12 protein-coding genes are annotated in these 11795 nt (G+C 67.4%); 5 read left to right on the top strand and 7 right to left on the bottom strand.

Translation table 11 applies throughout. The annotated features are described in order from the left end of the window. Position 1 precedes the first annotated feature (1 nt). The 3 genes from HGB39_RS33950 to HGB39_RS33940 are packed head-to-tail and all read right to left on the bottom strand — an operon-like array spanning position 2 to position 2869. Positions 2 to 1255 (bottom strand): acyl-CoA dehydrogenase family protein, encoded by a 1254-nt coding sequence (locus HGB39_RS33950; protein ID WP_120660605.1) that lies wholly within the window; start codon positions 1253 to 1255, stop codon positions 2 to 4. Continuing rightward, entirely contained in the window at positions 1242 to 2054 is an 813-nt protein-coding gene (locus HGB39_RS33945; RefSeq protein WP_005568265.1) for an enoyl-CoA hydratase-related protein, read from the bottom strand. The genes HGB39_RS33950 and HGB39_RS33945 overlap by 14 nt, the downstream gene beginning before the upstream one ends. Further along, positions 2051 to 2869, bottom strand: coding sequence for an SDR family oxidoreductase (locus tag HGB39_RS33940; protein ID WP_005264555.1), 819 nt, complete (start codon positions 2867 to 2869; stop codon positions 2051 to 2053). The genes HGB39_RS33945 and HGB39_RS33940 overlap by 4 nt, the downstream gene beginning before the upstream one ends. A 162-nt stretch (positions 2870 to 3031) precedes the next feature. Between HGB39_RS33940 and HGB39_RS33935 the strand changes: the two genes are divergently transcribed. The 4 genes from HGB39_RS33935 (at position 3032) to HGB39_RS33920 (ending at position 7173) form a co-directional block, all read left to right on the top strand. Beyond that, the gene (locus HGB39_RS33935) at positions 3032 to 3511 is read left to right on the top strand and encodes a MaoC family dehydratase (protein ID WP_005264564.1); all 480 of its coding nucleotides are present in this window, start codon (positions 3032 to 3034) and stop codon (positions 3509 to 3511) included. A gap of 53 nt (positions 3512 to 3564) precedes the next feature. After that, on the top strand, positions 3565 to 5085 hold the full coding sequence (locus HGB39_RS33930) for an AMP-binding protein (protein ID WP_005264565.1): 1521 nt from the start codon (positions 3565 to 3567) through the stop codon (positions 5083 to 5085). Positions 5086 to 5090: 5 nt separating this feature from the next. Continuing rightward, positions 5091 to 6104, top strand: coding sequence for an NADP-dependent oxidoreductase (locus HGB39_RS33925; protein ID WP_037207579.1), 1014 nt, complete (start codon positions 5091 to 5093; stop codon positions 6102 to 6104). Between the two features lie 85 nt (positions 6105 to 6189). Beyond that, positions 6190 to 7173, top strand: a complete 984-nt coding sequence (locus HGB39_RS33920; protein WP_005568267.1) for a quinone oxidoreductase family protein — start codon at positions 6190 to 6192, stop codon at positions 7171 to 7173. A gap of 52 nt (positions 7174 to 7225) precedes the next feature. Here HGB39_RS33920 and HGB39_RS33915 read toward each other — a convergent pair whose 3' ends face one another. Next, positions 7226 to 8602 carry an MFS transporter gene (locus HGB39_RS33915; protein WP_005252920.1) on the bottom strand — a complete coding sequence of 459 codons (1377 nt, stop codon included), beginning with the start codon at positions 8600 to 8602 and terminating at the stop codon, positions 7226 to 7228. Between the two features lie 192 nt (positions 8603 to 8794). Between HGB39_RS33915 and HGB39_RS33910 the strand changes: the two genes are divergently transcribed. After that, a complete protein-coding gene (locus HGB39_RS33910; protein WP_005568268.1) occupies positions 8795 to 9421 on the top strand; it encodes a TetR/AcrR family transcriptional regulator in 627 nt (208 codons plus the stop codon). Between the two features lie 6 nt (positions 9422 to 9427). Here HGB39_RS33910 and HGB39_RS33905 read toward each other — a convergent pair whose 3' ends face one another. From HGB39_RS33905 to HGB39_RS33895, 3 genes are all read right to left on the bottom strand, one after another. Then, complete coding sequence (locus HGB39_RS33905) at positions 9428 to 10066, bottom strand: TetR/AcrR family transcriptional regulator (protein ID WP_005252917.1); 639 nt, start codon at positions 10064 to 10066, stop codon at positions 9428 to 9430. 1 nt (position 10067) lies between these two features. After that, the gene (locus HGB39_RS33900) at positions 10068 to 11060 is read right to left on the bottom strand and encodes a phosphotriesterase family protein (protein WP_005264574.1); all 993 of its coding nucleotides are present in this window, start codon (positions 11058 to 11060) and stop codon (positions 10068 to 10070) included. Positions 11061 to 11140: 80 nt separating this feature from the next. After that, on the bottom strand, positions 11141 to 11791 hold the full coding sequence (locus HGB39_RS33895; RefSeq protein ID WP_005568269.1) for a formylglycine-generating enzyme family protein: 651 nt from the start codon (positions 11789 to 11791) through the stop codon (positions 11141 to 11143). Between the last annotated feature and the right edge of the window lie 4 nt (positions 11792 to 11795).

Below are 11795 nucleotides of genomic sequence, written 5' to 3'. Positions count from 1 at the left end.
GTCAGCTCACCGCAACCTTGTGTCCGTTGGTGGAGGCGCTGACGGCGGTGTCGCGGTACTGCCGGAGTTCCTGCCGCGCGATGGCGCGCTTGTGGACCTCGTCGGGACCGTCCGCCAGGCGCAGGGTTCGCAGGTGCGCCCAGGCCATGGCAAGCGGGAAGTCGTCGGTGACGCCGGCCCCACCGTGCACCTGAATCGCCCGATCCACAATCTTCAACGCAATATTCGGAGCCGCCACCTTGATCGCCGCGATCTCCGTCCGCGCCTCCTTGTTCCCCACCGTATCCATCAGATACGCCGCCTTCAGCGTCAACAACCGGATCATCTCGATCTCGATCCGCGCCTCCGCAATCCAATCCTGAATATTCGCATTCTCACTGACCGGCTTCCCGAACGTCACCCGCGACGACGCCCGACGACACATCAACTCCAACGCCCGCTCCGCCATCCCGATCGCCCGCATGCAGTGATGAATCCGGCCCGGACCCAACCGCGCCTGCGAAATCGCGAAACCCTCCCCCTCGCCCTTCAACACATCCTTGACCGGCACCCGAACATCGGCGAAGTCGATCTCCGCATGCCCCTCACGATCCTGATACCCGAACACCGGCAACCCCCGCATCACCGTCACCCCCGGCGCATCGATCGGCACCACCATCATCGACTGCTGCCGATGCGGTGCCGCCGACGGATCCGTCTTCCCCATCACGATCAACACCCGGCAATTCCGATGCAACGCATTCGACGCGAACCACTTCCGCCCGTTGAGCACATACTCGTCACCGTCCCGGACCATCGACAACTCCACATTCGTCGCATCCGAACTCGCCACCGCCGGCTCCGTCATCGCGAACGCCGACGCCATCGTCCCCTCCAGCAACGGCATCAGATACTTCTCCTTGTGCTCGGCCGTACCGAACAACTCGAGCACCTCCATGTTGCCCGTATCCGGCGCATTACAATTACACGCCTCCGACGCAATATGACTGCGCCCCATGATCTCCGCCAACGGCGCATACTCGAGATTCGTCAACCCCGCACCCGTCCCCGGATGCGGATGAAACAGATTCCACAACCCCCGACGCCGCGCCTCAACCTTCAACTCCTCCAACACCGGCGGCTGGAAATGCGGATCCCCCGACTCCCGCATCTGCTCCTCATACACCGCCTCCGCCGGATACACATGCGAATCCATGAACTCCAGCAGATCGATCTGCAACTGCTGGGCGCGATCCGAGATGTCAAACAGGGACATGGGAACTCCTGACGGGTAGTGAGGGAAACGTGGGTGTGCGCTTGTCGAGGTGACTCTGTACGCCCTCGACGAGATCGGCCCCGCGGAACGCCTGCAACATCAGGCCTTCCGCTCGGGCCACGGACTCGGCGTAGGTGCCGTCCGCATCGTTCTGTAATTGGTCCTTGATGACGGCCATCGACGTCGGGGAGCAGTGCGTCGCCAGCTGTTCGGCATAGGCGACCGCGGCGTCGACGACCGAACCGTCCGGCACGAGGTGGTCGACGAGTCCGATGCGCAACGCCTCCTCGGCATCGACCATGCGGCTCGACAGCAGCAGGTCGGTGGCGCGGCTGCGTCCCACGAGCCGGGGCAGCAGCCAGGAGATGCCGTATTCGGCGATCAGTCCCCGCTTGGCGAAGGCGGTCGTGAACCGGGCGGACGCCGAGGCGAACCGGACGTCGCAGTAGAGGGCTTCCACCATTCCGAGACCGGCGGCGACCCCGTTGATCGCCCCGATCAGCGGTTTGCGCAGTGTTGCGGGAAGGTCGCGGGGGCGCGGCCGGAGGAGGTCCGCTTCGGAGACGTCACCGACGGCCTGCAGGCGTCCGAGGTCGGCGCCGGCGCAGAACCCGCGCCCGGCTCCGGTCACGACGATCGCGCGGACGTCCGGGTCGTCCTCGGCGTCGCCGAGCAGCGTGAAGTACCGGTCCTCGAGGTCGTCGGTCCAGGCGTTCAGCTTGTCCGGCCGGTTGAACGTCAGCACCAGGACCGGTCCGCGCCGCTCGGCGAGGACCAGGTCTGCGTGCTCGGGGGTCACGCGTGCTCCAGCAGCGAACTCTGGTAGCGGCGCATCCCGCGCAGCCAGCGGTCGTAGTCGGATCCCTTCTGCCGGTACATGGTGAGGACGCTCTCGTGGGGCAGGATCAGGAACGTCTCCCGGTCCACGGCGTCGAGCACGATGTCGGCGACCTGCTCGGGCTGCAGCACGTCGCCTGCCGAGACGACGGCGCGGGTGGCCGCGACGCCGAGTGGATCACCCGAGTTCTCGCCGGAGCGCATCAACTTCGTCTCGACGCCCATCGGACAGAGGCAGCTGACGCGAACTCCGTTGTCCCCATACGTGACCGACAGCCATTCGGAGAACGCGACGGCCGCGTGCTTGGTGACCGCGTAGGTGGCCGAACCGATTTGAGTGAGGAGCCCGGCCGCGGACGCGGTCGACACGAAGTACCCCTCGCCCCGCTCGACCCACTTCGGCACGAGTTGCCGGGCGGCGCGGATGTGGGCGCGGACGTTGACGTCGATCGCGAGATCCCAGCCGGCGTCGTCGGCATCGAGGCCGGGCGCTCCCGCGATGCCGGCGTTGGCGAAGTAGAGATCGACCGGGCCGAACTCGGTCTCCGCGCGATCGATGATGCGGCGGATCTGATCGGCGTCCGCGACGTCGGCGCCTTCGGCGACGGCCGTTCCGGGGTGACGTGCGTTGATTCCGTCCGCAACCGCGGCGGCGGCGTTCGGGTCGAGATCGGCGACCAGCACCTTGGCGCCCTGGTCGGCGAGACGGTCCGCGATCGCCCCGCCGATTCCGCCTCCACCGCCGGTCACGATGGCGACCTTCTGTGCAACCTTCACGAGGTGTCCTCTCCTTCGCCGTGCGTTGTGACTCGCGTCTCTCTTTTGTATAGTTGAATCCGTCGTCAAGTTCAAGTGTCGGAGTTCGGCGAACACCTCGAAGTTCGATGCAGCCAACGTGACACATCCAGGCCCCGCACCACCCGGAATTGAGGGAGACAGATGACCGACACCACCGCACTGCCCGTTCGCCCCGCGAGCTTCGACGAGCTCACGGCGTTGATCGGCAAGGAGCTGGGCCCCACCGACTGGCACGACGTCACCCAGGAACGAGTCAACGCCTTCGCCGACGCGACCGGCGACCACCAGTGGATCCACATCGATCCCGAGCGCGCCGCCGCCAGCCCACTCGGCGGCACCATCGCGCACGGGCTGTACAGCCTGTCTCTCGGACCGGCACTGTCGGCGACCCTGCTGCGGTTCGACGGTTTCGCCCACAGCCTGAACTACGGCTACAACAAGGTCCGTTTCCCCGCGCCGGTGCCGGTGGGTTCACGCATCCGGATGCGCGCCACCGTGCAGTCCGCGGAACAGGTCGGGGGCGGCATCCAGGTGACGATGAGTCAGATCGTCGAGCGTGAGGGCTCCGACAAGCCGGTGGTCGTGTCCGAGTCCGTCGCCCGCGTCGTAGAGGCCGGATAACCGCCCGTGCCGTCGAGGCCGGAAAACCCTGTACCGCGTCGGAGGTTGACGACATGGCAAATGTGATCGATCCGGTGTCCCGCCACGCGGACGCCACTCCCGGCAACATCGCACTACGGGGTGCGGACAGCACCCTGACCTACGGACAGTTGCGCGACGCGAGCACCCGATATGCGGGAGCACTCACCGAAGCGGGCCTGTCCCCCGGCGACAGAATTCTCCTGGCCGCACCCTCCGTGCCCGAGTTCGTGGTGGCGTATCTGGGAATTCAGGCGGCGGGGTGCGTCGTGGTCCCGGTGAACACGATGTCCACCCGGCCCGAGACCGAGTACGTTCTCACCGACGCCGGCGCCGCGCTCGCCGTCGTGTGGCACGAACTCGGCCCCGCGATCGGCGACGCCGCGTCCGCGTTGGACATCCCCGTCTGGACGCTCGCACCCGACGCCGCGGCATCGGACGCCGAGCCGGTTCCCGTCGCCGAGCGGGACCGCGACGACACCGCCGCCATCCTCTACACGTCCGGCACCACCGGGCGGCCGAAGGGCGCGGAGCTGACGGTCGGGAACCTGCTGTCCGGAGGTGAGATCGGCGCCGAATGCAGTCGCGGTTCGACCGACGACCGGACGGGCACGGGGCTTCCGCTGTTCCACGTCTTCGGCCAGGCCTCGGTCATGATGGCGACGTTCACGGGCGGCGGGTCGCTGTCGCTGCTGGCCCGGTTCGACCCGGCCGCGATGCTCGCTCTCCTCCGACGCGACCGCCTCACGATCATGGCCGGGGTGCCGACGATGTGGAACGCGATGCTCCACGCCGCGGACGGCGCCGACTCGCAGGACTTCACGCAACTGCGCATTGCCATCTCCGGGGGCGCGTCGCTGCCGGGCGAAGTGGCCCGCGAATTCGAGTCCCGCTTCGGGTGCACCATCCTCGAGGGATACGGGCTCACCGAGACCACCGCGTTCGGCACGTTCAACGACATCGACCGCGGCGGAAAGATCGGCTTCACCGGACGCGCGGTTCCCCGGCTGGAGGTCCAGGTGCGGGACCACGACAACACCGCCTGCCCTCCCGGCAGCGTCGGCGAGGTGTTCGTGAAGGGGGCGACCGTGATGAAGGGTTACTGGAACCGGCCGTCCGACACCGCGGCCGTCCTGGACTCGGACGGCTGGCTGCGCACGGGGGATCTGGGCGAGATCGATGCGGACGGGGATCTGCGCATCGTCGACCGGGTCAAGGACCTCATCATCCGCGGCGGCTACAACGTGTACCCGAGCGAAGTCGAGGAGGTGTTGTACACACATCCCGACATCCTCGAGGCCGCCGTCGTGGGTGTTCCCGACGATCACTACGGCGAGGAGGTGGCCGCGGTCGTGGCCACCGTCCCCGGTTCCGGTCTGGACGGCGGCGAACTGACCAGCTGGGCGCGGGAACGACTGTCCGCATACAAGATTCCCCGGATCGTCGCGATCGTCGATTCCCTCCCGAAGGGGTCGACCGGAAAGATCCTCAAGCGGTCGATCGACCGGACCGCACTGAAGAACGACGCACTGACCGCAGAGGTACCCGAAAGGTGAACACCGTGACATCCGTGAACAGGCAGGTCCGACTGGCGAAGCGTCCGGTCGGCCGTCCCGACGACTCCACCTGGGAGATCACGTCGGAACCGATCCCCGAACCCGCGGACGGCGAATTCACCGTGAAGGTGGACTACGTGTCCCTCGATCCCGCGATGCGCGGGTGGCTCGACGACGTGAAGTCGTACGTGCCGCCGGTGGCGATCGGTGAGGTGATGCGCACCCACGCCGTCGGCCGGGTGGTGGCGTCGAAGAACGCGAAGTTCCCGGAGGGACAGCTCGTCTCCGGACAGTTCGGCGTGCAGGAGTTCGCGCTCTCCGACGGCCGCGGCGCACTCGCCGTCGACGAGTCGCTCGCCCCGGCGCCGACGTGGCTGGGCGCGCTCGGGTTCCCAGGCATGACCGCCTACTTCGGCCTCACCGACATCGGCAAGCTGGAGAAGGGCGACACCGTGCTCATCTCGGGGGCGGCCGGAGCGGTCGGGAGTATCGCCGGGCAGATCGCGAAGTTGAAGGGCGCCACGGTGATCGGCATCGCCGGCGGCCCGGAGAAGTGCGCGTGGCTGACGGAGGAGCTGGGTTTCGACGCGGCGATCGACTACAAGTCCGAATCGGTCGGCAAGGCCCTGCGCGCCGCCGCACCGGACGGAATCGACATCTACTTCGACAACGTCGGCGGCGAGATCCTCGACGCCGCACTGGCCCGGCTCCGCAAGAACGCCCGGGTCGCGCTGTGCGGCGCGATCTCCGGATACAACGCCACCGACCCGCAGCCCGGCCCGTCCCGGTACCTGTCGCTACTGGTCAACCGGGCGTCGATGACGGGGTTCATCGTGTTCGACTACCTCGACCGGTTCCCCGAGGGCATGGACGCGATGTCGGAGTGGATCCGCGCCGGCGAGATCGTGACCCGCGAACAGGTCGAGACCGGGGGCGTCGAGGCCTTCGGCCGCACACTCAATCTGCTGTTCGACGGCGCCAACACCGGCAAGCTCGTGCTGGAGATCGGCAACCACTGACAGCACGCTCGGAGGGCTCGTCGCGGCCGTCACCGTACTACGGTGGCGGCCGTACCCGTGCGACGACGAGATGACGAGGTAGGCCATGCGCGCGATCACCATTTCACGTTTCGGCGAAGTAGACGTCCTCGAGACGGCCGAGCTCGCCGTTCCGGAGCCGGGGCCCGGCCAGGTGAGTATCGACGTCTCGCACGCCGCGGTCGGGTTGGCGGACGTCCTAATGCGTCGTGGTGAGTTCGGCGGGACACCACCGATCGTGCCCGGCCTCGAGGTGGCGGGAACAGTGCGGGAAGTCGGTGCCGGCGTGCATCATCTGCGGGCCGGCCAGCCTGTCGTGACGCTCTCTCGCCCGACCGCGGGCGGCTATGCGGAGGTATCGGTGGCCGATGCGGCCATCACGATCCCGCTCGATTCCGTGGACCCTCGCCTCGATCCGGCCGAGGCGGTGGCGCTGGTCCCGAACACCACTACGGCGCTGCTGTCGCTGGAACTCGCGGGCAATGTCGGTCCGGGAAGCCAGGTGCTGATCCACGGCGCCGCAGGAGCCCTGTCGGGCATCACCGCGCAGGTGGCCCGTCGGCTCGGCGCCGCGCAGGTGCTGGGCACGGTTCGGTCTGCCCGACGTGCCGCGGAGGCCGAGCGGTACGGATACGACCTGGTGGTGTCGAGCAACGGATTTCGCAGCGCCCTGTCGGACGCGGGCATCGATTCGGTGGACATCGTCGTGGACCCGGTCGGCGGCCGGTTGCGTGCCGAGAGCCTCGAGGTGCTCGCGCCGCTGGGCCGGCTTCTCGCCGTGGGCAATGCGAGCGGAGAGGACGACGTGCGAGTCGGTGCCAACGAGTTGTGGCTCGCCAACCGCGCCGTCCTGGGTTTCAACGTCGGCGGACTGCTGATGCAGGATCCGACCGCCGCGGAGGCCGCCGCGCGCCGCGCGATCGAGTGGGTGGCCGCGGGCACGGCGAGCATGCCGCACACCACGCTGCCGCTGGCGCAGGCCGCCGAGGCGCACCGCCTGCTCGAATCCGGGGACTGCGAAGGCCGGATCGTGCTGACGGTGCCGAACTGACGGCTGTGGGGTGGCTGGGTCCCAGCCACCCCACGTCGCCTTGTAGTGCCGGTCAGTAGAACTGGGCGCCGGGTACGGCGGTGGGATCGTTCCGCACCTCGGCGGTGTTGGTCTCGCGGAGCTTCCACGCGCAGAGGAACGTGACCAGCCCCATCAGTGCGACGAAGACGGCGACGAACGTGGTGGTTCCGGTCTTGGCGATCAGCGCGGTCATGATGAACGGAGTGCCGCCGCTGACCGTGATCGCCGCCAGCTGGTACGCGAGGGAGGCCGCCGAGTACCGGACGTTGGGAGCGAACAGTTCACCCATGTACGCGGCGATCGGCCCGTATGTCATGGACTGGAAGACGCTGCCGACCGTGACGGCGATGAAGAACAGCAACAGGTTCCGGGTGTTGATCAGCCAGAAGTACGGGAACGCCCACACGATGATCATCGCCGCGCCGATCAGGATCATCGGCCTGCGCCCGATCTTGTCGGACATGTGCCCGGACCACAGCACGACACCGACCGTGAGTCCGGCGCTGAGCAGCGAGATCGCGAGCAGGTCGTTGCGCTCGAGTCCCAGTTCCGCGGTGCCGTAGCTGAGCACACCGGCGATGGAGATGTAGAACAGGGAGTTGGTGGCCGCGAGCAGACCGCAGCCGAGCAGGATCTTGCGCCAGTGTTCCTTGATCGCCTCCGTCAGCGGTGCGCGGACGACGGTCTTGTTCTTCTTCTGCGCCTCCTCCTGCAGGTCCCGGAATTCGGGGGTGTCCTCGACCTTGGTCTGGATGTAGAGCACGACCGGGAAAAGCAGTGCGCTCGCGAAGAACGGGATCCGCCAGCCCCAGCTGAGGAACGCCTCGTTCGAGATCGCCGCGGTGGCGCCGAGGAACACCAGGTTGCCGAGCAGGACGCCGAAGGAGACGCCCATCTGGCCGAAGGTCCCGGAGAATCCCCTGCGCTTGGGGCTCGCCGATTCGGTCAGCAGCAGGACGATCCCACCCCATTGACCACCGCACGCCAGGCCCTGGACGAACCGCAGGACCACCAGCAGGATCGGGGCCGCGACGCCGATGGTCGCGGCGCCCGGAAGGCAGCCGATGAGGAATGTCGCCAGTCCCATGAACAGCAGGCAGGTGACGACGGCCGGCTTGCGGCCGTACTTGTCGCCGAAGTGGCCGGCGACGAGGCCGCCGAGTGGGCGTGCGACGAAGCCCGCCCAGAACGTGCTGAACGAGAGCAGGGTGCCCATCAACGCCGACGAGTCGGGGAAGAAGACGTGGGGAAAGACCAGTGCCGCAGCGGTTCCGTACAGGAAGAAGTCGTACCACTCGATCGAGCTGCCGACGAGTCCCGCCGCAAGCAGTTTCCGATGCGCACGCTTGCGCGAGACGGCTGTGTCGCCGGCTGCGTCCTTACTCGGCTGCACCGCGGATGTAGTCATCCGATCACTCCTCGGGATAGGTCTTCGTATGGATGTGGGAGACAGATTTTTCAGAACATGACGCCAACTTCAAGTCAGTGAGCGCTTGCTTAGTGTGTTTGAATAGCTGTGTGATGTCAATCACTCGAGGGGATTGATCTTGCCCGATCCCGCCGATGCGGACGAAGCTCGATGCGGCGGAGAGGACCACCGATGACCGAACTGCGAGACGACGTATCCGCGACCGAGGAGCCGAGCCCTGGTCCGCCGACATCCGAGGAACGCCTGCTCCGGGCGGCGACGACACTGTTCTCCGACAAGGGTTTCGAAGCCACCCGCACGAGGGACATCTCCACCATGGCCGGGATGAGCCCCTCCGCGATGTACGTGCACTTCCCGTCCAAGGAAGATCTGCTGTTCCAGCTCGTCCGCCGGTCGAACGAGCGCGCGCTCGCGCTGGTGCTGAAGGCCGTGGCGCCGTTCACCGACCCCATCGACCGCGTCCGGGCACTGGTCCGCGAATTCAGCATCATGCACGCCCGGAACTTCCGCCGCGCGCGCATCGCCCAGTACGAGAGCAGGCATCTCGACCCCGAACACCGCGAGGTGGTCGCCGAGACTCGGCTCCAGATCCGGCTCGCGGCAATTCGAGAGGTGCAGAACGGGATCGATCAGGGGGTGTTCCTGATCCCCGACCCCCGCGTCGCGGTTCTGGCGATCATGTCGCTCGCGGTGGACATCTGCCGGTGGTACAGCCCCGACGGCGAATTCACGCCGGAGGAACTGGGCGACATCAACGCCGACCTCGTTCTGCGCATCCTCCACGCACCCGGCTACTGACGGTCCTCACACGCGGTCGGGGACGCGCAGCGCGTTCGTCCACATCCGCGCGAGTCCGGCGGTCAACTGCTCGAACGTGAGCGATCGCCGCTCGCTCGGCGGTCCGACGAAATAGCTGTAGGCCATCCTTCCGACCATGGCGGACAACGCCTTCGACGTCAGCATCGGGTCGAGCGAGGCGTCGGCGAGACCGCGGTCCTGCAGGTCGGCGATCGCACGCGCGTTGCGCCGGTAGAACGTTTCGTCCCGCGAGCGTTCCAGTTCACGGAATGCGGGGTCGACGTGCGCGACCTGCTCGAGCAGGGCCAGCAGTCGCGCGTTCCGGCGGCACGCGTGCAGGTAGGCGCGGATGCTCGCCTCCACGACCGCGTGCACGTCGCCTTCGTCCGCGACCCGTCCCATGCCCGGATGCAGCAGGTCGTTCTGCGTCACCTCGACGACCGCCGCGAACGCCTCCTCCTTGTTGGTGAAGTAGGTGTAGAACGATCCGGTCGAGAGTCCGGCCTCCTTGCTGATGTCGACGAGACGGGCGTCGAGGTACCCCTCGCGCTCGAACACCACCCGGGCCGCGGCGACGAGACGATCGCGGGTGCGGACGCCCCGGGCCGTGACCGGTGGTGTGGGTGCAATTCGCGGGCGCGACATGTCAGTAGGGGTCGACGTTCTCGAAGTATCGCCGAGGCACCTCGACCAACATCTCGGTGATCATCTTCTCGGTCACACCCCGCTCGCGGACGTAGGGCAGCACGTCGTTCTCGATGTGCAGGTAGTGCCACTGCGGGAGTGCGGCCATCAGGTTGGGGTCGATCCAGTCGATGTAGCAGGAGGCGTCCTGCGACAGCACCATCTGCCCCGCGAATCCCCGGCGGCACATCTCGACGAGCGTGTCGGCGCGGGCTTCGAACGTCGTCTCGAGGTTGATCCCGAACCGGTCCATCCCGAGGACGAAGCCGGCCTCGGCGAGGCTGGTCAGATGCTCGATGTCGGTGCTGTCTCCGCTGTGGCCGAGGACGATCCGGTCCGGCCGCACCCCCTCCTCATCGCACATCACGCGTGTGACGTGCAATCCGGCCTCGCTGCCGGGGTGGGTGTGCACGGTGATGGGCACGCCGGTGCGCCGATGCGCCTTCGCGACGGCCCGCATCACCCGCTCGACACCGGGCGTGGGCCCCTGGTGGTCGATCGCGCACTTGAGCAGTCCCGCGCGGACCCCGGTGTCGGCGATTCCCTCTTCGATGTCCTTCACGAACATGTCCACCATCGGGTCGGGAACCTCGGCCCCCACGATCGCGTCCAGCGCCGGACCGCGGTAGTGGAAGAAGAACGGCACGTCGTCGTAGGTGTACAGCCCTGTTGCGGCAACGATGTTCAGCTCGGGAAGCTGTTCCGCGACCCGCTGGATGCGCGGGATGTACCGGCCGAGCCCGACGACGGTGGGGTCGACGATGGTCCGGACACCCTGCTCCGCCAGCGCGCGCAGCTTGGTGACCGCGTCGGCGACCCGCTCGTCTTCGCTCCCCCACTCGTCCGGGTAGTTCTGTTGCACGTCGGGCGTCAGCACGAACACGTGCTCGTGCATGTAGGTGCGTCCGAGTTCGGCGCTGTCGATCGGCCCGCGGACCGTGTTGACCTGGCTCATGCAGACTCGCCCTCTCCGGGTGTGACCGTCGTCATACTCCCGAGCTCAGCGTAGAACTAACTTGAACCTGACGTCAACATTTAGTCAGAGGTTAATGCACCCCGAGCGAGACGGAATCCGACGTCGTCGATGCGGTAGGTCGGGTGACTGCGCCTCCGCACGGAGGCTCGGCAACTCCAGTGCTCGTCGAACCACCCACCGCCGCGCAGGACCCGGTACGGGCCGTACACCTCGGGGTCGTACAGATCCCAGCACCACTCCCACACATTGCCCAGGGTGTCGCGCAGGCCCCATGCGTTCGGCTGCTTGCCGCCCACCTCCCGCGACCGGCCGTCGGAGTTGCCGCGGTACCACGCGATCGCGTCGAGCGGGCCGTACCGCGGACCCGTGGTGCCCGCCCGGCAGGCGCGTTCCCATTCGGCCTCGGCCGGAAGCCGGTACCCGTCGGCCACGGTGTCCCACACGACGTCGTCACCGGTCACGCGATAGGCAGCGGCGAGCCCGGCACGCTCCGACAGGGCATTGCAGAACAGGATCGCGTCCCGCCACGACACTCCGTCGACCGGCAGCCGCGTTCCCCGCGTCGTGCCCGGCCACTCGCCGGTGATCGCGGCGTACTCCCCCTGCGTCACAGGATGGACGGCGATCTCGAAGGCACCCAGCTCCACGCTCCAACTGCGGGTGGTTCGGCGATCCGACAGCGTGACCTGCCCGGCCGGGACGGCGATCATCGGG

It is taken from the genome of Rhodococcus opacus (genome assembly GCF_012396235.1).
Classification (GTDB): Bacteria; Actinomycetota; Actinomycetes; order Mycobacteriales; family Mycobacteriaceae; genus Rhodococcus_F; species Rhodococcus_F opacus.
Note: the sequence above shows the minus strand (reverse complement) of the source record. Positions and strands in the feature narration are given on the sequence as shown.